The following is a 19,987-nucleotide window of genomic DNA, read 5'->3' on the forward strand; positions in this document are numbered from 1 at the left end:
GCGCCGGTGTCGCTCCGTCAGGCGTGCTGCGGGCGGCGGTGTTCGGGCTGGTCGGGGGCCGGGCGTGCCGTAAGCGGTGGCACGGCGCGGATCACCGGTTCGTCGGTGCGCACCGTCAGCGGTTCCCCGTGGTGGTGGAGCGCGAGCGGCGGGCCGTCCAGCAGCGTGTAGGTCGCCTTGTCCGCGTGGATCTCCACGCGCAGGCGGCGGCCGAACAGACACAGGCTGAAGGCGAGCCGGCTGATCCGCTCGGGCAGCCGCGGCGCGAACCGCACGCCGTCGCCGTGCGGGCGCAGCCCGCCGAAGCCCGCCACCAGGGCCATCCAGGTACCGGCCAGCGACGCGATGTGCAGCCCGTCGCGCGTGTTGTGCTCCAGGTCCGCCAGATCCATCAGCGCGGCCTCGGCCGTGTAGTCATGGGCGAGCCCGAGATGGCCCGCCTGGGCGGCGATGACGGCCTGGCAGCACGCCGACAGGGAGGAGTCCCGCACGGTGAGCGCCTCGTAGTAGGCGAAGTTGCGCGCGACGTGCTCCTCGTCGAAGAACGCGCCGCATGTGTACATGGCCAGCACCAGGTCGGCCTGCTTGACCACCTGTTTGCGGTAGAGGTCGAAGTACGGGAAGTGCAGCAGCAGCGGGTACTGGTCGGGCCGGGTGCGGGCGAAGTCCCAGCGCTGGTGGCGGGTGAAGCCGGCGTGCTGTTCGTGCACGCCGAGTTCGTCGTCGTACGGGATGTGCATGGCCTCGGCCGCGTCCCGCCAGGCGGCGCTCTCCTCCGCGTCGACGCCGAGCAGGTCCGCCTGCCCCGGGTGGCGTTCGACGGCATCGGCGGCGGCCAGCAGGTTCGCGCGGGCCATGAGGTTGGTGTACGTGTTGTCGTCGACGACCGCGCTGTACTCGTCCGGGCCGGTCACGCCGTCGATGTGGAAGGCGCCGTGCTGGTCGTGGTGGCCGAGGGAGCGCCACAACCGGGCGGTCTCCACCAGCAGTTCCACCCCCGCCTCGCGTTCGAAGCGCCGGTCCCCCGTGACGGTCACGTAGCGCACCACGGCGTCGGCTATGCCCGCGTTCACATGGAAGGCGGCGGTGCCGGCCGGCCAGTACGCCGACCCTTCCGAGCCCGCGATGGTGCGCCAGGGGAACGCGGCGCCCGCCAGCCCGAGTTGGGCCGCCCGTTCGCGGGCGGCGGGCAGCGTGTCGTGCCGCCAGCGCAGCACCTCGGCGACCGCCTCGGGCGCCGTGTAGGTGAGGACGGGCAGCACGAACATCTCCGTGTCCCAGAACGCGTGCCCGTCGTAGCCGGACCCGGTCAGCCCCTTGGCCGGAATCGCCCGCCGTTCGGCGCGGACACCGGCCTGCAGCACATGGAACAGCGCGAACCTGACGGCCTGTTGGATCTCCTCGTCGCCGTCCACCTCGACGTCCGCGCGCTCCCAGAAGTCGTCCAGAAAGGCGCGCTGTTCGCTGAGGAGGCCCGGCCAGCCGCCGTGCGCCGCGGCGGCGAGGGCGGCGTCGACCTGGTCGCTCATCGCGGGCAGGGAGCGGGTCCCGGACCAGCCGTGCGCGACCAGCTTCTGCACCCGCAGCCGCGCGCCCGGCTCCAGCACGGAGGTGACCGTCAGCCGGGCCACGTCCGGGGTGCTCTCACTGCGTGTGGTGGTCCCCTCGGGCCCGGCGAGCGTGTGGTCGGCGGCCACGGCGACCCGCAGACCGCTGCGCCGGGTACGGTGCACCAGTCGCAGCCGGTGGCCGGAGGCGAAGTCCTCCTCCGGCTCCAGCGGTGACTGGAGCGCCCTCGCCGCCCGCGGATCGGCGTCGGACTCGGGCAGTTGCTCGTTGGCGACCAGCTCCGACTGGATCACCACGCGGGTGCGACGTCCGACGGCCTCCACCTCGTAGTCCACGGCGGCCACCGCCCGCTGGGTGAGCGAGACCAGCCGCGTGGCGCGGACCCGTACGGTCGAACCGGCCGGCGAGGTCCACTCGCAGGTCCGCTCCAGGACGCCGCGGCGCAGATCCAGCGTCCGCTCGTGGCGGACGAGCCGGCCGTAGCGCAGATCGAACGGCTCGTCGTCGACCAGCAGCCGCAGGATCTTGCCGTTGGTGACGTCGATGACGGTCTGGCCGGACTCCGGGTAGCCGTAGCCGGCCTCGGCGTACGGCAGCGGATGCAGTTCGTGCACACCGTTGAGGTAGCTGCCGGGCAGCCCGTGCGGTTCGCCCTCGTCGAGGTTGCCGCGCCAGCCGACGTGCCCGTTGGACAGGGCGAACACGGACTCGCTCTGCGCCAGGACGTCGAGGCCAAGGTCCGTCTCGCGCACGGCCCACGGTTCGACGGCGTACGCCCGTTGGGTGATCACTGTTTGCCCCCCAGCTCGGCCAGGTCCGTGACGACCACGTCGGCGCCGTGCGCGTACAGGGCGTCGGACCGGCCGACCCGGTCGACGCCGACGACATACCCGAAGCGCCCGCTACGGCCCGCGTCCATCCCGGCCAGGGCGTCCTCGAACACGGCGGCCCGCGCCGCCGGCACGCCCAGATCGCGGGCGGCGGCGAGGAAGGTGTCGGGGTGCGGCTTGCCCGGCAGCCCGCGCTCGGCGGCGACCACACCGTCGATACGGACGTCGAAAAGGTGCTCGGCGTCGATCGAGCGCAGCACGTCCACGGTGTTGGCGCTGGAGGAGACGATCGCGGTGCGCAGCCCGTCGGCCCGGACGGCCTCGATGTAGCGCAGGGTGCCCTCGTACGGTTCGACGCCCTCGGTGCGGATCTTCGTCAGGAGCAGCCGGTTCTTGCGGTTGCCGAGGCCGTGCACGGTGGCGGCGTCGGGCGGGTCGTCGGGATGCCCCTCGGGCAGTTCGATGCCGCGGGCGGCCAGGAAGGTGCGTACGCCGTCGGCCCGGGGGCGGCCGTCGACGTACTCGGCGTAGTCGGCGGTGGCGTCGAAGGGGCGGAAGTGCGCGCCGTCCCGCTCGCGCAGAAAGGCGTCGAACGTCTCCTTCCAGGCGGCGGCGTGCACGACGGCCGTCTTGGTGACGACGCCGTCCAGGTCGAAGAGGCACGCGAGGATGTCGTCGGGCAGACCGAGCTGTGTCATACCAGCACTGTTCCCCACAACAAGCCCGGCACTAAGTGGCGCGTGCCACATCGGGCGTCCTTCTCGGCGAACTCATACCCGGCCGCGGCATCCCGGAGCGGTGCGCCGGTCAGCCGTGCGGGAACGAGTGGTGTTCGTGGGCGATCAGCCAGCGGCCGTCCTCCTTGCGCGCTCCGATGGTCAGGCGCAGCCGCCGGGTGGGGTGTTCGGCGAGTTCGGCCGGGGTGCCGCAGCGCAACAGGGCGTGTGCGAAGGCGACATCGGTGCCGGCGGTCACCTCAAGGGAGTCGATCTCGAAACAGGCGCCCTGCGCCTGCCAGGTGAAGAAGGGCGGCCAGACCTTGCGGTAGGCGGCGATTCCGCGTACCCCGTCGTGCGGCGGCGGCACGTCGAACAGCACGACGTCCTCGGTGTGCGCGGCGGCCACGCCGTCGAGGTCGCCGCGGTGGACGGCCTCGGCCCAGCGGGTGATCAGGCCGCGGATCTGTGTCTCGTCGTCGGACACGCTCCGGTGCTCCCTCCCGCCCCGCCCGGCGGCGGGGGCGTCCAGGTGAGGACTCCGCGCCGCGCGGGAACTCATCGGCGCACCGCGGACCCGCGTCCGTGGGCGGTTGGGCCGCACCGGGCTGAACCGGGGCCGGTCGCGGGCCGTACCGGTGGATACGGCAGAGGGTCTGCCGGTACGACTCGTGCAGCGGTGACATGCCCGGCGGCGGGAGCGGGGCGGCGACGGGGCCGGGACGCGGCCCCGGATCGCTCCGGCCGCCGTCGGACTCGGCGCCGCGGGGCGGAAGATGGCACGCGAACAGCGCTCGGTCCGCACACCCGAGATCCCCGAGATCCCCGAGGGAGCCGAGGCACCCGAGGCACCCGAGGCACCCGAGGCACCCGAAACAGCCAAGACCTTTGCGGTGCCCGGCGGCGGCGCGACCCCGCCGCTCCCGGCACGCACGAAGGCCGCGTTCGGGTCGCGGCTGCGCACGGCGCTGCGCCGCCCCCGCCGCTGGCCGGTGCCGCTGCTCGTGGTGCTGCTGCTCGGGCAGTCGGCCGTGGCGATGGTGACCGCGGCCGTGCAGCAGACGCCGACCATCGACGAGCCGGTGTACGTGGCCGCCGCCGCCGACTACCTGCACGAGCACCGGCTGCGGCTCAATCCCGAACATCCGCCGCTCGGCAAGCTCGTCGTCATGGCAGGGGTGGCGGTGGCCGATCCGCACTACGACTCCTCGTACACCGGTACTCAGGGCCAGGTGGGGCGGCATCTGCTGTACGAGTCCGGCAACGATCCGTGGCGGCTGATGCTGTGGGCCCGTCTGCCGGTGATCACGCTGACGCTGCTGTTCGGGCTGGTCGTCCTGGCCTTCGCGCGGGAGGTCGCCGGGCCGGTGGGCGGGCTGGTCGCGCTCGCCCTGTACACCTTCTCCCCGGATGTCATCGCCCATGGCTCGCTGGCCACGCTCGACGTTCCGGCGGCCGGGTTCGTGCTGACGTCGGTCTGGCTGGTGTGGCGGGCGCGACGGCGGCCCTGGCGGTATCTGCCGCTCGCCGGGACGGCGCTCGGCGCCGCCGTGGCGACCAAAATGAGCGCGCTGCCCGCCGTTGTGGTGCTGATGCCGCTGGCCGCGGTGTCGGTGTGGCAGGCCCGGGGCGCCGCGGGGCGGACCGGCCGGCGCGCGACGCCGGCGGCGTGCGCGGCCGGGGCGGCGGTCGTGGCGGTGACCGCGGTCGCCGTGGTGTGGGTCGTCTATCTGACGGTCGATCCGCGGTTGCGTCTCGCTCCCGCCGAGTCGGTGCCCGCCCTGCACGGGCTGCGCGGGCGCCTGGTCGGGCTGCTGCCGTTCCCGGAGGCGTACCGGGTGGGGGTGCGGATGCAGTTCGGCCTGGAGGAGCACCCGTGGCAGGGCTTCCTGTTCGGTCGCCTGTACACGGGCTCCCTGTGGTACTACCTTCCGGCCGCCCTGCTGGTGAAGACGCCCCTCGGGCTGCTCGCGCTGGGGGCGGCCGGGTCCGCGGCGGTCGTGGCGGTGCGCCGGCTGCGGCCCGCGGCGCCGTATCTGCTGCTGCCGCCCGCGGTGCTGCTGGCCACGGCGATGACCGGGGCACGGGACTTCGGCACCCGCTACGCCGTGTTCGTACCGATGTTCCTGGCGGTCGCGGCGGGCTGTGTGCTCGCGGCGCGCCGGCGGTGGGCGCCGGTGGTGACGGGGGCGCTGGTGCTGTTCGTCGCCGTCAGTTCGCTGCGCACCTACCCCGCCTATCTGCCGTACTCCAACGAGGCGTTCGGCGGGCCCGGGGACACCCGGCTGCGGCTGCACGACTCCAATGTGGACTGGGGTCAGGACCTGGGCCGGCTCGCGGACCGGCTCGCCGAGCGGTACCGGGGCGAACGGATCTGGCTCGTCTACAAGGGCAGTGGGGTACCCGCCTACTACGGCATCCACGCGGCCGATCCACGCCGGGTGCCGCCGTCCGAAGTGCGCGGCGTGCTGGTCGTGTCCGACTCGTCGGTCGCCAAGGCCCGCGGAAGGCTGGCCGAACTGATCGACAGCAGCCGCCCCGTGGACCAGGTCGGTCATTCGATCATGATCTACCAGCGTTGAGCTGGGCCCCGGGTCGCCACGGTCCGTGAGCTATGTTGAGTCCTCGTGGGAGACAAAGGAGGCGCCCCGGTGCCATCGCCGCAGCAGGCACGCGCGCAGGCATCCGCGATCACCTCGGGCAAGACCGTGCCGGAGGCGGAAGCCGCACCGGCCTCCCAGCTCAGAGAGCTTTTCGACGGCCACGGACTGTCCCCGGGCCAGCGGCAGATCGCCCAGTACCTGATCGAGCACATCACCGAGGCCGCGTTCTTGTCGATCACCGATCTCGCCGAGCGGGTGGGCGTGAGCCAGCCCTCGGTGACCCGGTTCGCCTCGGCCGTGGGCTTCAGCGGTTACCCCGCGTTGCGGGAGCGGCTCCAGTCGATCGCGCTGGCCACCCTGCCCGGCGGCGCTCCGGGGTCGGCCGAGGAGATGCGCAGCAACGAACTCCAGGCGGCCGTCGACGCCGAGATCGCGAACCTGGAGAATCTGCGGCGGGACTTCGCCGACCCGGACCGGGTGATCCGGGTGGGCCGCGAACTGTCCCGGTCGACCCCGCTCACCGTGCTCGGGCTGCGCATCTCCGTGTCGCTCGCCGAGTACTTCGCCTACGCCGCCCGCCGTATCCATCCCGATGTGCGGCTGGTGACCCGCGGCGGGAGCGTGGCGTACGACGCGCTGCTGCAGTCGCGTGAGGCGGGCGGCACCTGGATCCTGGCGTTCGGCATGCCGCGGCACGCGCAGGAGACCCTTACCGCGATCCGGGTCGCGCGCGGCGCCGGGCTGCGGGTCGCCCTGGTGACCGATCTGGCGCTCGGGGCGCTGGCCGACGAGGCGGACGTCACCTTCGCCACCGGTACCGGCTCGCGGCTGGTCTTCGATTCGTACGCCGCGCCCGGTGTGCTGTCCGCGGCGCTGCTGCAGGCCATGACGGACGCCGATCCCGAGCGCACCCGGGCGCGTCTGGAGGAGTACGAACAGGTCGCCGAGCAGCACCAGTTCTTCCTGAGGGACTGAAGTCCGCGCAGCTCCGCGGCGGCCCGACACCGGGACGGTTCGGGATCATTCACCACAGATCCGTCATGAATGTTTTCATGCGTCTTGCCAAGACGACGGCATATATAAATACTCTCAACAGATCGCACCCGGCTTCCCTCCGGGCGCCTTCCGCACCCCAGGACGCACCTGTTCGCACCGCCCCGAGAAAGCCGGACCGCCCATGCGCACGCCGCCGCACCGCTCACCGCGTCGGCTCCGGCCCCCGGGGCCCCGCAACGAGCACCCCGAGCCGTCGTTCCCTACCCACGTCGGCACCTGGGGTGTTCGGTGGGGCATCGCCTGCGCGATTCGCCCGTGGCGGCCCCGGTCATCCCCTAGGCCAGGGCCGCCCGAACCCGTCGCACCACCCCGCACGACGCAGCACACCCGGAAGCGATGACCATGCCCCTGACGACCACGCGCATCAGTCCGGACTGGCCCTGCCAGGTCAAGCAGCCCGGCAGCTACGACTGGGAGCGCTCGGCGGCCAAGTGGCTGCGCGAGCTGGTACCGGCCCGCTACGCCGGCTATCCGGCGCTGATCCGGCACCCGGTGCTGCTCGCCCGGCATGCGCAGATCCAGGTCCACCACGAGATGCGGGTGGCCCGTACGGCGTTGCAGACCGCCCGGTCCGAACTGCCCGCGCTGGGCATGCCCGAGTCGGTCATCGAGCACACGATCAAGTTGTACGCGGCCGAGATCCGGCAACTCCAGCACATCGCCCGCAGCGTGCGCGCGGTCACCGAGGCCCTGGTCGCGCACACCGCCGACCGCTGAGCCCCGTCCCGGCGCCCGCTGAGCCGCGTCACAGCGGGCGTGCCCCGTCCCGGCGGGCGTGCCCCCGCCGTCCGACGAGGCCCCACTCCTTCTTACGTGCCCCGCTTCTTTCGTGCCCCGCTTCTTTCGTGTCCCGCTTCTTTCGTGTCCCCGCTTCTTTCGTGCCCCGCTTCTTTCGTGCCCCGCTTCTTTCGTGCCCCGCTTCTTCCGTGTCCCGCTTCTTCCGTGTCCCGCTTCTTCCGTGTCCCGCCCGGTCGTTCGGGTGCGGTCAGCCGTCGCCCGGGTTCGTGCGGGACTCCAGGTCGCGGCGGGTGTCGTCTCCGTAGACGCCGGTCTCGTCCCCCCTGATGCCGTACCAGAGCTGGAAGCGGGCCACGGCGGCGGTGAGCACGGCGTCGTAGCGGCCGTCGGTGGGGCCGTCGCGGTAGACGTCCGGGATGCGCAGCAGGCGTTGCTGGAGCGCGAGGACCTCCGGTCCGCTGTCGCCCTCGCGCAGGGTGCCGGGGCCGTCGGGGTCGGCGGCGGAAGCGCTCGCCGCCGGTGGCGCGCCCGAGGCGGAGCGGGACGGCCCGGCGCTCGGCGCGGCGTCACCGCGGCCGGGCAGCAGCAGGGCGCCGCCGAAGCCGACGAGGGCGGCGGCGCCGACGACGGCCACGACGGCGGCCCGGCGCAGTCCGATACCGGTGCGGGCGCGGGCGCCGGGTGTGCGCACCGTGGGCAGTTCCTGCGTCTCCTCCTCCACCCGGTCCGTGCGCGGGTCCGGGGTGACGGCCTCGTAGCCCTCGGCGTCCTGGCGTATCTCCCGCATCAGTTCGGCGAGTGCGTCGAAGCGCCGGGGCCGCAGCACCCGGACGGGTTCCAGCACCGGGCCGCGCTGCGGCTCCTCGGCATCCGGCGGTGTCGGCACGCCGCTCTCCTTCCGCGATCCCCGGCCAGCGATCCCCGGCCAGTGATACGGCTGCGACGGCCCTCCGGTTCAGCCGGGCCCGGGGCGGACGCGGGCCGCCCGGAAGCACTCAGTACCCCGATGGCCGTGCACCGAGTGCCGTTGCGGCCCGCGCGGGTGCTACGTTCGCGTCCATGAGCTCCAGCAGCGCGGCCCCCGCCGCGAAGCCGCCGATGCGGGACGCCCTGGTCGCGGCGGCCTTCCGGCTGTTCCTGGAACGCGGCTACGAACGGACCACCGTCGACGACATCGTGGCGCTCGCGGGGGTCGGACGGCGGTCGTTCTTCCGCTACTTCCCCTCCAAGGAGGATGTGGTCTTCCCCGACCACGAGCGCTGCCTGGCCGAGATGACCGCCTTCCTGGCCGAGGGCGGCGAGCAGCACGAGCCGGTGCGGCGGGTGTGCGACGCGGCCCGGCTGGTGCTGGGGATGTACGCGGAGAACCCGGCGTTCTCCGTGCAGCGTTACCGGCTCACCCGGCAGGTGCCGGGGCTGCGCGCGTACGAACTGTCCGTGGTGTGGCGCTACGAGCGCGCGCTGGCCGGGTATCTGCGCCGGCGTTTCGCCGGGGAGCCGGACGGCACGCTGCGGGCCGACGTGGTCGCCGCCGCGGTCGTCGCGGCGCACAACAACGCCCTGCGCTCCTGGCTGCGTTCGGACGGGCGGGGCGACGCGGACACCGCCGTCGACCATGCCCTCGGCCATGTGCAGTCCGCCTTCGCCCCCTCGCCAACGACCCCTGACACACCTCAAGTCCCGCACACCGAGGGCCCGGAGGACGTGGTCGTCCTCGTCTCCCGGCGCGACGCACCCCTGTGGCGGGTGGTGCAGCAACTGGAGGCGGCACTGGGCCGCGACTGACCGGAAAATTAGGGGTACCGAGTACCTTTACGCTTGGCACTGAGTGCCATACCCTGTCGGCGTGCGCGGTGCCACGGCATACCGCGCACATGCGTGTCCGGCCGGTGCCGGGCGCGCCGGATTCCGGCCGAGTGCAGGGAGTTGACCAGCGTGTACCACCACTCAGGAAACGTCGCTCGTGCGGTGGCCGGCACCACGACGGGCGTCCTCGACCCCAAGCCGGAAGGCTCCGGCAACGCACTTTTCTTCCAGCGCTGCACCTGGTGCGGCACCGCCATGTACCACCGGCTGCTCTGCCCGGTGTGCCAGGGCAGCGAGTTGCGCACCGAGCGCAGCGAGGGCATCGGCACGGTCCGCCACTCCTCGGTGCTGCACCGCAACACGCCCGCCGCCCGCAATGTGTCCCTGGTCGAGATGGCCGAGGGCTTCGTCCTGCGCGGCCGGGTCATGGGCCCTCCGGTGGGTGTGCACAGCGGGGACCGGGTCCGGCTGTCCACGGCCAAGGACCCGGTGCGCGGCGAGCCGGTCTTCCAACTGGTCGACGAGCCGTACGGCGCCTGGACCTGACGGCCCGCCAGCCCCCGGCCCGCCCCCGGGGAGTCATCGCGTGAACGTGGTCGTCTGTGGGTGCCGGGATCGTCGGGGCGTCGGTGGCCTGTCACCTGACCCGACGCGGCCCCCGGCGACCCTGCCCGCCCGATGCCCGCGTCCGGGCCGAAGCCGGGCCCGCTCGCCGCGGACGGTTCGGCGTACGTGGCCGTCATGCACTCGGCGAGGTGTCCCGCCCCGACGGCCGGCCGGCTGCCGGCGGACGAACCCGGCGCCGGACGCCCGGCCGCGGCGCTGCGCGGGTGCCGGCCGCCGCTCGGCTGACGCCGGCTCAGCGTGTGAGCGTCAGCCGGATGCCGACGGTCCCCCGCGAGCCGCGGCGCAGCCGGCTGCCGAGCAGGGTGAGGCGGCCGACGAGGCCGTACTTGCGGGCGATCCGGTCGCGGTAGCGGGCGGTGGTGGCCGCGTCGCCGACCTCGGCGGTGGCGGGCACCTGCCCGCCGGTCGGCCTGCCGCGCACATCGCAGGGTCCCACGAGGACGTCGGCGCGGCGCCGGATCCGCTTCACCTTCCAGGAGTCGGCGACCGTCCAGATGCCCAGCGCGTCCCCGTCGCGCACCACCCAGACCGGGGTGGCGACGGGGCTGCCGTCCCTGCGGTAGCTGGTGACGAGGAGGTACTTGCCCGCAGCAAGCCGGTCCAGCGACGCATCGGTCATGCCCGGCAGTTTAGTGCTGCGACCGGAAAGGTTCACCGGCTCGCGACGCCCGGCACGGCACTCCCCCAGCCTTCGGCCGGGAGGTGCCCCCACGCCGCGTTGTCGCATCACCCGAGTACATCCAGTACGCGGGAGATGCTCCGCCTTGCGATGCACCGCACCGGACGCCGCGAGCTTTCCGGCAAACCTCTCCGGCCACAGCACTAGAAGGCCGTGCGGGACACCGGCCCCGGACACGGGACCGGGGGCGTGGTGAACGCCCGCGTGCCGGGCCACGTATGCAGGGGCGGGCGCTCGACGACCGGAGGGCCCCGCGGTGTCGGCACCGCGCGTTCGGGGTTCGGGAGCCATGCATGAGGCACGCACGACGACGGTTCGTCCGGCGAACGGCACGGCTGGCGGCGGTCGGCGGACTCCTCCTGGGCGGCACGATGGTCGCCCGGGCCGTGGCGAGCGAGCCGCCCGGCCCGTCCGCCGCCCCGTTCAGCGCGACACAGAACACCGCGGGCCCCGGTGCCGATCTGGTGGCCCGGCTCGGCACCGCCCGTACGGCGGGGAGCTGGACCGGTGCCGACGGCCGTCCGGTCGTGGCGGTGACCGACGAGGCGGCCGCGCGCTCGGTACGCCGGGCCGGGGCCGAGGCGAAGGTCGTACGGCACAGCATGAACGAGCTGAAGTCGGCCACGGCGGCGCTGCGTTCCGCGCCCCGGGTCGCGGGCACCGCGTGGGCCCTGGACTACCGCACCAACCGGGTGGTGGTGCAAGGCGACGGGACCGTCTCCGCCGGCGACTGGTCCCGGCTGTCCCGGGTGGCCGCGGGCATCGGCGGTTTCGTCCACATGGAGCGCACCCGGGGCGCGTTCACCACCCGTCTGAACGGGGCGCAGCCGATCCTGTCCACCGGCGGGCGCTGCTCGGCGGGCTTCAACGTCACCGACGGACAGCGGGACTTCATCCTGACGGCCGGGCACTGCGGGCCCGCCGACACCCTCTGGTTCGCGGACGGCCAGAGCGGCCGGAAACTGGGCACGACGGTGCGGACCGAGTTCCCGGGCAGCGACTTCTCGCTCGTCGCGTACGCGTCCGGCCGGGCCGGCGACGGAGCGGGCGTGGTGGCCGTCGGCGGCGGCCGGGGCGTGCAGATCACGGGTGCCGCCGATCCCACGGTCGGGCAGCGGGTGTTCCGCAGCGGCAGCACCAGCGGGCTGCACGACGGTCAGGTGACCGGGCTGGACGCGACCGTCAACTATCCCGAGGGCACCGTCACCGGCCTGGTGCGCACCGATGTGTGCGCCGAGCCGGGCGACAGCGGCGGCCCGCTGTTCTCCGAGGGCATCGCGCTGGGCGTGACCTCCGGCGGCAGCGGCGACTGCACCACGGGCGGCACCACGTTCTTCCAGCCGGTGACCAAGGCGCTCACCGCGCTCGATGTGCGGCTGATCGTCGCGGCGCCGAGCACCGGGGCCGGGAGCGCCACCGCCTCCCCCGGGCCGTCCGCCTCCGCCACCCAGGGCGCGCTCGCCCCCGGCGCGGCCTCGCCCGGCTCCTCGGCTCCGGTCACCGGCGTCGCGCGGGACACGAGCGCGCTGTCCCGGCTTACCGACGGCCGGGCCGTCGGGCCCGGTCTGCTGGTGATCGCGGGCAGTCTGGTCGCACTGGTCGCCACCCGCTACATCCGGGCGGAACAGGACCGCAAGGCGTACCAGCGGCACTACTCGGCCACCTGGGGTTGATCCTGCCCCGAAGGCAACTACTCTTGGTGACGACTTCCGCACCGGTCGTCCGGGCGCTCCGGCCCCTCAAGACCGGACGGTCCGTGCAAAAGTCCGCCCAGAGGTCTCCGAGGGAGATATTCGTGAGCAGCCCGAGCAGCCGGCCCGGTTACGGGGACATACAGCTCGACCGCGGCGGCCAGGCCGAGGCCTTCGACGCGATCGGCGACCGCTACGACGAGGTGTTCCCGCACAAGGAGGGCCAGGTGGCCGCCGCCGAGTGGCTGGTCGGGTCGCTGCCGCCCGGCGCCCGCGTGCTGGACCTGGGATGCGGCACCGGACTGCCCACCGCGCGCCGGCTGGCGGACGCGGGGTTCGAGGTCGTCGGCGTCGATCTGTCGCGCGTGATGGTCGAGCTGGCCCGGACGAATGTGCCGGAGGCGGAGTTCCACCAGCTGGACATCGCGGATCTGCGCCCCGGTGGGCCCCGCGATCTGGGCCGGTTCGACGCGGTCGCGGCGTTCTTCGCCCTGCTCATGCTGCCGCGCGCGGAGATCCCGCTCGCGCTGGAGACCGTTCGCCGGCTGCTGGCCCCGGGGGGCCTGTTCGTCCTGTCGATGGTCGAGGCCGACGTCGACGATTTCGCGATCCCGTTCATCGGCAGCACCGTCCGGGTCTCCGGCCATCTGCGGGAGGAGTTGCGTGAGGTGGTCGACGGGGCGGGCTTCGACATCGTCGGCGAATCCCTCTACTCCTATGCGCCGGCCTCCGCGGACGTACAGCCCGAGGAGCAGATCTTCCTGCGCTGCAGACGGAAGACCGAGCGGTGACGAAGGGCCTCGGGGCCGACCGCAGTCCGCTGCGGCCCGGCCGGGACGCCCGCCCGGAGCACGCCGGAGCGCAGCTCGACCGGCTGCGCTTCCTCGACGAGGCGACCGGGCGGATCTCCCGCGGTCTGGCACTCGACGCGACGCTGTACGAGCTGTGCCAGGCCGCCGTCCCGGCGTTCGCCGACCATGTCTTCGTCCATCTGAGCGATCCGCTGCCGTGCGGGGAGGAGCTGCCCGCCACCGACTCCGTGCTGCGGCTGTACGCCACCGAGCGGACGCCCCCGCGACCGCCGGACGTCCCGGCCCCGCCCGCGTCCGGTCCCCTCGTGCCGCCCGAGGTGGCCGTGCGGCTCACCGGGCTGCTCGACGCCGGCGGGCCCGTGTTCGGCGAAGGACCGGGCGTCGCCCCGGTGGTGGGCGCGCTGCTGACGGCGGCGCAAGCGTCCGGGCCCGTACCGTCCGGACGGCGCCTGCTTCTCGCCCCGCTGTGCGCGGGCGGCCGGTTCCTGGGCTGCGTCGCCTTGGCCCGCGGGGCCGGCCGGCCGCCGTTCACCGACGAGGACCGGTACGTCGCCTCCCAGCTCGCCGCGTTCACGGCCCTCGGTGTGCACCGGGCGGTGCTGTACGGCCGTGAGGCGTCCTTCGCCGACGCGCTGCAGCGCACGATGCTCCCGCCGTCGCTGCCCACGCCGACCGGAGTCCGGCTCGCCAGCCGCTATCTGCCCGCCTCCCGGACCTCGCGGGTCGGCGGCGACTGGTACGACGCGGTTCCGCTGCCGGGCAACCGGGTCGCGCTGGTCATCGGGGATGTGATGGGGCACTCCCTGACCTCGGCGGCGATCATGGGGCAGCTGCGTACCGTCGCGCAGACCCTGGCCCGGCTCGACCTGCCGCCGGACGAGGTGCTGCACCATCTCGACGAACAGGCCGAGCGGCTGGGCGGGCGGCACATCGCGACCTGTCTGTACGCCGTCTACGATCCGGTGCGCCATCGGCTGCTGGTGGCCAACGCGGGCCATCCGCCCCCGCTGCTGTTGCGCCCCGACGGCCGGGCGCAGATCGTCCGGGTGCCGCCCGGGGCGCCGATCGGCGTGGGCACCGGGGGTTTTGAGACCACCGAGCTGTCCGCGCCCGCCGGTGCCACCCTGCTGCTCTACACCGACGGCCTGGTGGAGTCCCGTGACTCGGATGTGCTGGCGGGGGTGGAGCGGCTACGGGACCGGCTGCGCGCCGCGGCGGCCGGGCCCGCCGGGGCCGCGCCCCCGGCGCTGGAGACGCTGTGCGAGGAGGCGCTGGGCATCCTGGGGTCGCGGGACCGGGACGACGACATCGCGCTGCTCGCCGCCCGGTTCGTCGGCCTCGATCCGCAGACCGTCGCCTCCTGGTATCTCGCTCCGCATCCGCGCACCGCCGGGCAGGCCCGCAGGCTCGTCCGGCGCACGCTGCGCCGCTGGGGTCTGGATGTGCTGCACGAGGATACGGAGCTGCTGGTCGGCGAGGTGGTGGCGAACGCGGTGCGGTTCGCCGGGCGGCCGATCACCCTGCGTCTGCTGCGTACGGACGTGCTGCGCTGTGAGGTCGGTGACGACTCGCCGCTGGTGCCGAGGCTGCGGCACGCCCAGCCGAGCGACGAGGGCGGCCGGGGGCTGTTCCTGGTCGAGCAGCTGGCGCTGCGCTGGGGAGCGACCCTGCTGGGCACGGGCAAGGTGGTCTGGTTCGAGCAGTCGCTGCCCGCGTCGGGGCAGGGGCGCTGACGGTGGTGCTCAGGCCGCCTTCGGCGACTGCGGGGCCGCGGCGGCCCACTCCAGGACGAGCCGCCGGTATTCCTCGCGCTGCTCGACGCTCAGTGTCCCGCCCGACCGCAGCCACAGGGCCCGGATCTGCTCGTTGACCTCCGCGGCCGATCGCTCGGAGGCGGCTTCAACTGTGGTGGACATGGTGTGAAGCATATGCCGATCGGCGTGAAGACGAGGTGAGTAAGTACGATCGATACGGGACATATCGGACAGTGTTGCTCATCACGTCAATCCACCGGTGATCACAGGGCAGTTCATCCCTCGGCGACGCCCGGCAGGGCGATGGGGGCGGTCGGCGGGTGACACTGGGCGCGCACGGCCCCCTGTACCACCGCCGCGACCACGTCCATCAGCCCGACCCCCTCCCCGGCGCGCCCGAGGATCTCCTGGCACGTGCCGTCCCGGCCGGTGGCGCCCCGGATCTGACGCCTTCCACGAGGCGCACCGGCACAGCGACAGCGAGAACTGCACGGCAGCCACCGCTTCCTGGTGGATGACGTCGTGCCGTGAAGGCCCAGGTCGCGGCCCGCCGCACCCTGCCGGGGATCGTCACGCACGAGTCCGCGCGGCAGGGCGGGGCCCGTCCGGCGATCCCCGGCTTCGGGGACGCGCCGGAGAGCCGAGGACCGGCGAGCCGGGCGCCTGGGCGTGCTCAGGTGCCCGGCTGGGCGTGCTCAGGTGCCCGGCTGGGCGTGCTCAGGTGCCCGGCTTGCGGCCGTAGACGAAGACGTCGTCGCCCTTCTTCAGCAGCGACCAGTACTTCTTGGCGTCCTTCGTGGTCATGTTGACGCAGCCGTGCGAGCCCGGCGGGTTCCACATGCTGAGGCCGACCGAGTGGAAGGCCTGGCCGCCGTCGAAGAACTGGCTGTAGGGCATCGGCACGTCGTAGATGGACGAGACGTGGTCGATGTGCCGCCAGTAGATCTTCTTCAGTCCGGTGCGGGTCTCGTAGCCGTTGCGGCCCGTGCGCACCGGGACCGGCCCGTACACCAGCTTCTTGCCGTCCTGGATCCAGCTCAGCTGGAGCGTCAGGTTGACGCAGGCGATACGGCCCTTGTTCACCGGGCACTTGCCGGCCTTGTTCGGGTTGTTCCCGACGGCCTTCTGCTTGTTCATCAGGTCCATCACGCCCCAGGTCACCGGGCCCGCGTAGCCGATGTTGGGTGTGATGCCGTGCTTGTTCTGGAAGGCCCGGATGGCCTTGCAGTCGGCGGCGGACTGCTTTCCGTCGACCGGACGGCCGAGGAACTTCTCCACCTGCTTCTGGTACGGACCGGTCTGTGTGGTGCAGCTCGCGGCCTGCGCCGGTGCGGCGCCGAGCGCCAGCGTGAGCGGTGCCACCAGTCCCGTGATGCCGAGCGCGACGGCGCCGCGCCTGCCTATGTGCCCCATGTCGGGCCCTCCCCCTGCTGCTGCGTCCGCGGCTCCCGCGGTCCCTGAAACCTAGACAGGCGTGCGACGGCTTCGGTTGTAGGGCCGCCCGGGTTGTGACCGAATGGTGAAGTTCGGCCGCGGGAACTCCGGGCGCTCAGCCGCCCGCACCGTCCACGGCCGCGCGGAACCCGGTGTGGACCGCGGTGAGTCCGCCGTCGACGCGCAGCGCGGTGCCGGTGATCCAGGCGGCGTCACGGGAGGCGAGGAAGGCGACGGCGGCGGCGATGTCCTCGGGTTCGCCGACCCGGCCGAGCGGGTACAGCCCGCGGACGGCGTCGAGTTCGGCGTCCTTCCCCTCCCAGGCCGAGGTGCGCACCGTGCCGGGCACCACCACATTGACCCGGACCCCGCGCGGGGCCGCATGCCCGGCGAGGGTCCGGGTCAGCGATTCGAGTCCGGCCTTGGCCGCGCTGTAGGCGTGGTTGCCGAAGTCCTGGACGCCGTTGACGGAGCCGATGAACACGATCGCGCCCCGGCCGGAGGCGGCCAGGTGCGGGAGGGCGGCGCGGCAGCAGCGGAAGCCACCGGTGAGCGTGACGTCCAGGTCCTGGGCCCAGGTCTCGTCCGGTTCGTCCTCGAAGAGCGGGGCGTGCGGGGTGCACTGTGCGGCGCCGCACACGAGGACGTCGAGCGAGCCGAAGACGCCGACGGCATGGGCGACCGCGGCCTCGACTCCGGCCCGGTCGGCCACGTCACAGGCGAACGCCCGTGCCGTCAGGCCGCGTTCGCGCAGCGCGCCCGCGGTACGTTCCGCCTCGGGCAGGTCCCGGTCGGTCACCAGGACCCGCGCGCCCTCGTCGGCGAGCCGGCGGGCGACGGCCGCGCCGATGCCACGGGCGGCGCCCGTGACGAGAGCCGCGTGTCCTGCGAAGCGCTGGAGTTCGGTCATGGTGACGACCGTAGGGCCGCGGCGATCGGCACGACAGATCCCGGCACGCCTTCGCCGGGCCCGGACAGCGTGTGGTCATGTCCGCGTTCCTCCAGCAACTGCCCGCGCTGCTGGGCGTCGTGATCGGCGCGCTCGGCTCGTACCTGGCGGTCGTCCGCGGCGACCGGGCCCGCTTCCGGCGTGAGCGGGCGGCACGGTGGGAGGAGCGGCGGCTCGCGGTGTACGCCGGCTACGCGCGGACGGTGAAGCAGTCGGTGACCCTCGCCTACCGTCTCGCCGCGCACTACGGCAACGATCCGCACCCGCATCCGCTGACGCCCCAGCAGGCGGAACCGCTGCTGACCGAGGCCAGCGCCGCCCGGGACCCGTCCGGTGAGGCGCTGCTCCTGCTGGGCAGCCCGGTGGTGGTGGAGCGGGCCCGTGCCTGGGTCGTGGTCGCGATGGACATGGAGCGGTTCGTGCGGGACGAGCGGCGCGACGCCGCGGCCTGGCGGCTGCTGCTGGTGCGGCAACGGGCCGCCCGCGAGGGCTACTACGCGGCCGTACGGGAGGATCTCGCGCTGCCGCCCGGCCACCCGGCGACCTGGCCGACGGGCCGTTCATAGGACACTGGTACGACGGTGCCGCCGAGCAGGCTCCCCGGGACACCGGACATCCCTGTCGCCCTGGCCGGCCCGGGCCCGCCGGTCCCGGCGGCGCAGCCCGGGGTCGAGTTCGGCGGAGTCGGCCAGGAACCACAGCCGGCGGCCCTGGCTCGACTCGTACGCGAAGTCCCCCGGCGCCGTGCTCCCCGCGGGGTGCCCGGAGATGTCGCCGCGGACGGCGACCCGCAGCCGGTGGGTGGCGAACTTCGGCCACCGAGCCCCGCGGTTCTCCGGCTCAGTGGCCGCGCGCGATCCACTCCTCGAGGTGCGGGGCCTCGGCGCCGATCGTGGTGGCGTCGCCGTGGCCGGTGAGGACCTTCGTCTCGGGCGGGAGGGTCAGGAGTCGGTCACGGATCGAGGCGATGATCGTCGGGAAGTGGGAGTAGGAGCGGCCGGTGGCGCCCGGGCCGCCCTGGAAGAGGGTGTCGCCGGTGAAGACGGTGGCGAGACCGGGGTCGTGCAGGCAGACGGCGCCCGGCGCGTGGCCGGGGGTGTGCAGCACGGTCAGATCGGCGCCGGCGGCCTCCAGCACCTGGCCGTCGACCAGGTGCTCGTCCGGGTCCCGGTCGGGGTGGGTCAGCTTCCACAGCGGCAGATCGTCGGGGTGCAGCCAGATGGTGGCGCCGGTGAGGTCGGCGAGCGCGGGGGCGGCGTCGATGTGGTCGTTGTGGGCGTGGGTGCACACGATGGCGGTCAGCCGCCGGTCGCCGACCGCCTCGGCGATGGCGCGGGCGTCATGGGCGGCGTCGATGACGATGACCTCCTCGTCGTCGCCGACGATCCACACATTGTTGTCCACCTCCCAGCTGCCGCCGTCGAGGGTGAACCGGCCCGAGGTGACGAGGCGTTCGATGCGCGCGGCCATCACAGCACCACCACCGAGCGCAGCACGTCGCCGCCGTGCATCCGCTCGAACGCCTTCTCCACCTCGTCGAGTTGGATGGTCTCGGTCACGAACGCCTCCAGGTCGAGGCGCCCTTGCAGGTGCAGGTCGATCAGCATGGGGAAGTCACGCGAGGGCAGGCAGTCGCCGTACCACGAGGACTTGAGCGCGCCGCCGCGGCCGAAGACGTCCAGGAGCGGCAGTTCGAGCTTCATCTCCGGGGTGGGCACACCGACGAGGACGACGGTGCCGGCGAGGTCGCGGGCGTAGAAGGCCTGCCGGTAGGTCTCCGGTCGGCCGACCGCCTCGATGACGACATCGGCGCCGAAGCCGCCGGTCAGCTCGCGGATCGCCTCGACGGGGTCGCTCTCGCGGGAGTTGACGGTGTGGGTGGCGCCCAGGGTGCGGGCCTTGGCCAGCTTGCGGTCGTCGATGTCCACGGCGATGATCTTCGCCGCGCCGGCCAGGCGGGAACCGGCGACGGCCGCGTCACCGACGCCGCCGCAGCCGATGACGGCCACGGAGTCGCCGCGGCCGACGTTGCCGGTGTTGATCGCGGCGCCGATGCCGGCCATCACTCCGCAGCCCAGCAGGCCGGCCACGGCCGGGGAGACGGCCGGGTCGACCTTGGTGCACTGGCCGGCGGCTACCAGCGTCTTCTCGGCGAAGGCTCCGATGCCGAGGGCCGGGGCGAGTTCGGTGCCGTCGGTCAGGGTCATCTTCTGCCGCGCGTTGTGCGTGTCGAAGCAGTACCAGGGGCGGCCGCGCAGACAGGCCCGGCAACTGCCGCACACGGCACGCCAGTTGAGGATCACAAAGTCGCCGGGGGCTACGTCGGTGACGCCCTCGCCGACCGACTCCACCACACCGGCGGCCTCATGGCCGAGCAGGAAGGGGAAGTCGTCCGTGATGCCGCCCTGCTTGTAGTGCAGGTCCGTGTGGCAGACGCCGCAGGCCTGGACGCGTACGACCGCCTCACCGGGGCCCGGGTCCGGCACGACGATCGTCTCGACCCGCACCGGCTGGTCCTTCCCCGGTGCGATCACGCCGCGTACTTCCTGCGCCATGGCCTGGCCCCTTCTGTCGATGTACTACATGTGGCTGGTCTCCGACCCTACGCGACCACGAGGCCGCCGATGGATCTCCCCGCCCACCCACCTGTAACACCGGCGACCCGAGCGGGGCGTGGCCGAGCAGGTCCGGCGAAGTCCGTCGCGGTTCGACAGCGCCCAAGG

19 protein-coding genes and 2 pseudogenes are annotated in these 19,987 nt (G+C 73.3%); 10 read left to right on the plus strand and 11 right to left on the minus strand.

All coding sequences use genetic code 11. The annotated features are described in order from the left end of the window. Positions 1–17: 17 nt before the first annotated feature. From ABT245_RS32800 to ABT245_RS32810, 3 genes are all read right to left on the minus strand, one after another. Complete coding sequence (locus ABT245_RS32800; RefSeq protein ID WP_351740721.1) at positions 18–2,360, minus strand: glycoside hydrolase family 65 protein; 2,343 nt, start codon at positions 2,358–2,360, stop codon at positions 18–20. Further along, the gene (locus tag ABT245_RS32805) at positions 2,357–3,097 is read right to left on the minus strand and encodes an HAD family hydrolase (RefSeq protein ID WP_351740723.1); all 741 of its coding nucleotides are present in this window, start codon (positions 3,095–3,097) and stop codon (positions 2,357–2,359) included. Before ABT245_RS32805 ends, ABT245_RS32800 begins: the two co-directional genes overlap by 4 nt. A gap of 109 nt (positions 3,098–3,206) precedes the next feature. Then, the gene (locus ABT245_RS32810; RefSeq protein ID WP_351740726.1) at positions 3,207–3,602 is read right to left on the minus strand and encodes a YybH family protein; all 396 of its coding nucleotides are present in this window, start codon (positions 3,600–3,602) and stop codon (positions 3,207–3,209) included. 289 nt (positions 3,603–3,891) lie between these two features. Here ABT245_RS32810 and ABT245_RS32815 point away from each other — a divergent pair, with 289 nt between their 5' ends. From ABT245_RS32815 to ABT245_RS32825, 3 genes are all read left to right on the plus strand, one after another. Then, complete coding sequence (locus ABT245_RS32815) at positions 3,892–5,697, plus strand: ArnT family glycosyltransferase (RefSeq protein WP_502982242.1); 1,806 nt, start codon at positions 3,892–3,894, stop codon at positions 5,695–5,697. Positions 5,698–5,766: 69 nt separating this feature from the next. Beyond that, positions 5,767–6,693 carry a MurR/RpiR family transcriptional regulator gene (locus tag ABT245_RS32820; protein WP_351740729.1) on the plus strand — a complete coding sequence of 309 codons (927 nt, stop codon included), beginning with the start codon at positions 5,767–5,769 and terminating at the stop codon, positions 6,691–6,693. Positions 6,694–7,110: 417 nt separating this feature from the next. Then, the gene (locus ABT245_RS32825) at positions 7,111–7,491 is read left to right on the plus strand and encodes a hypothetical protein (RefSeq protein WP_351740731.1); all 381 of its coding nucleotides are present in this window, start codon (positions 7,111–7,113) and stop codon (positions 7,489–7,491) included. Between the two features lie 268 nt (positions 7,492–7,759). Here ABT245_RS32825 and ABT245_RS32830 read toward each other — a convergent pair whose 3' ends face one another. Next, entirely contained in the window at positions 7,760–8,398 is a 639-nt protein-coding gene (locus ABT245_RS32830; protein WP_351740734.1) for a peptidoglycan-binding domain-containing protein, read from the minus strand. Between the two features lie 173 nt (positions 8,399–8,571). Between ABT245_RS32830 and ABT245_RS32835 the strand changes: the two genes are divergently transcribed. Together ABT245_RS32835 and ABT245_RS32840 are read left to right on the plus strand one after the other, a co-directional pair. After that, positions 8,572–9,297 carry a TetR family transcriptional regulator gene (locus ABT245_RS32835; protein WP_351740737.1) on the plus strand — a complete coding sequence of 242 codons (726 nt, stop codon included), beginning with the start codon at positions 8,572–8,574 and terminating at the stop codon, positions 9,295–9,297. A 150-nt stretch (positions 9,298–9,447) separates the two neighbouring features. Further along, positions 9,448–9,864, plus strand: coding sequence for a Zn-ribbon domain-containing OB-fold protein (locus tag ABT245_RS32840; protein WP_351740740.1), 417 nt, complete (start codon positions 9,448–9,450; stop codon positions 9,862–9,864). Between the two features lie 313 nt (positions 9,865–10,177). Here the strand turns inward: ABT245_RS32840 and ABT245_RS32845 are convergent, their stop codons facing one another. Then, positions 10,178–10,564 carry a PPOX class F420-dependent oxidoreductase gene (locus tag ABT245_RS32845; RefSeq protein WP_351740742.1) on the minus strand — a complete coding sequence of 129 codons (387 nt, stop codon included), beginning with the start codon at positions 10,562–10,564 and terminating at the stop codon, positions 10,178–10,180. A gap of 353 nt (positions 10,565–10,917) precedes the next feature. On the opposite strand from ABT245_RS32845, the gene ABT245_RS32850 reads away from it, so the two are divergent. The 3 genes from ABT245_RS32850 to ABT245_RS32860 all read left to right on the plus strand — a co-directional run bounded on the left by ABT245_RS32850 (position 10,918) and on the right by ABT245_RS32860 (position 14,860). Continuing rightward, positions 10,918–12,297, plus strand: coding sequence for a S1 family peptidase (locus tag ABT245_RS32850; protein ID WP_351740745.1), 1,380 nt, complete (start codon positions 10,918–10,920; stop codon positions 12,295–12,297). A 122-nt stretch (positions 12,298–12,419) separates the two neighbouring features. After that, positions 12,420–13,106 (plus strand): class I SAM-dependent DNA methyltransferase, encoded by a 687-nt coding sequence (locus ABT245_RS32855; RefSeq protein WP_502982243.1) that lies wholly within the window; start codon positions 12,420–12,422, stop codon positions 13,104–13,106. After that, positions 13,103–14,860 (plus strand): SpoIIE family protein phosphatase, encoded by a 1,758-nt coding sequence (locus ABT245_RS32860; protein WP_351740748.1) that lies wholly within the window; start codon positions 13,103–13,105, stop codon positions 14,858–14,860. The genes ABT245_RS32855 and ABT245_RS32860 overlap by 4 nt, the downstream gene beginning before the upstream one ends. Positions 14,861–14,869: 9 nt before the next feature. Here the strand turns inward: ABT245_RS32860 and ABT245_RS32865 are convergent, their stop codons facing one another. After that, the gene (locus tag ABT245_RS32865) at positions 14,870–15,055 is read right to left on the minus strand and encodes a hypothetical protein (RefSeq protein ID WP_351740751.1); all 186 of its coding nucleotides are present in this window, start codon (positions 15,053–15,055) and stop codon (positions 14,870–14,872) included. Between the two features lie 318 nt (positions 15,056–15,373). On the opposite strand from ABT245_RS32865, the pseudogene ABT245_RS46270 reads away from it, so the two are divergent. Then, a pseudogene (locus ABT245_RS46270) lies at positions 15,374–15,519 on the plus strand (gfo/Idh/MocA family oxidoreductase); the annotation flags it as partial. Between the two features lie 79 nt (positions 15,520–15,598). Here the strand turns inward: ABT245_RS46270 and ABT245_RS32870 are convergent. Both ABT245_RS32870 and ABT245_RS32875 read right to left on the minus strand, forming a co-directional pair. Then, the gene (locus ABT245_RS32870) at positions 15,599–16,294 is read right to left on the minus strand and encodes a L,D-transpeptidase family protein (RefSeq protein ID WP_351740754.1); all 696 of its coding nucleotides are present in this window, start codon (positions 16,292–16,294) and stop codon (positions 15,599–15,601) included. Positions 16,295–16,430: 136 nt separating this feature from the next. Next, positions 16,431–17,225, minus strand: a complete 795-nt coding sequence (locus ABT245_RS32875; RefSeq protein WP_351740756.1) for an SDR family NAD(P)-dependent oxidoreductase — start codon at positions 17,223–17,225, stop codon at positions 16,431–16,433. Positions 17,226–17,302: 77 nt separating this feature from the next. Between ABT245_RS32875 and ABT245_RS32880 the strand changes: the two genes are divergently transcribed. Beyond that, complete coding sequence (locus ABT245_RS32880; protein ID WP_351740758.1) at positions 17,303–17,830, plus strand: hypothetical protein; 528 nt, start codon at positions 17,303–17,305, stop codon at positions 17,828–17,830. Here the strand turns inward: ABT245_RS32880 and ABT245_RS32885 are convergent. The 3 genes and pseudogenes from ABT245_RS32885 to ABT245_RS32895 form a co-directional block, all read right to left on the minus strand. After that, positions 17,825–18,064: pseudogene (locus tag ABT245_RS32885) on the minus strand (DUF4180 domain-containing protein); the annotation flags it as partial. The gene ABT245_RS32880 and the pseudogene ABT245_RS32885 overlap by 6 nt on opposite strands. Before the next feature lie 40 nt (positions 18,065–18,104). Next, on the minus strand, positions 18,105–18,734 hold the full coding sequence (locus ABT245_RS32890) for an MBL fold metallo-hydrolase (protein ID WP_351740760.1): 630 nt from the start codon (positions 18,732–18,734) through the stop codon (positions 18,105–18,107). Then, positions 18,734–19,819, minus strand: coding sequence for an S-(hydroxymethyl)mycothiol dehydrogenase (locus ABT245_RS32895; RefSeq protein ID WP_351740762.1), 1,086 nt, complete (start codon positions 19,817–19,819; stop codon positions 18,734–18,736). The genes ABT245_RS32890 and ABT245_RS32895 overlap by 1 nt, the downstream gene beginning before the upstream one ends. Between the last annotated feature and the right edge of the window lie 168 nt (positions 19,820–19,987).

Origin of the sequence: Streptomyces sp. NPDC001508 (assembly GCF_040298665.1) — a bacterium.
Taxonomy (GTDB): domain Bacteria; phylum Actinomycetota; class Actinomycetes; order Streptomycetales; family Streptomycetaceae; genus Streptomyces.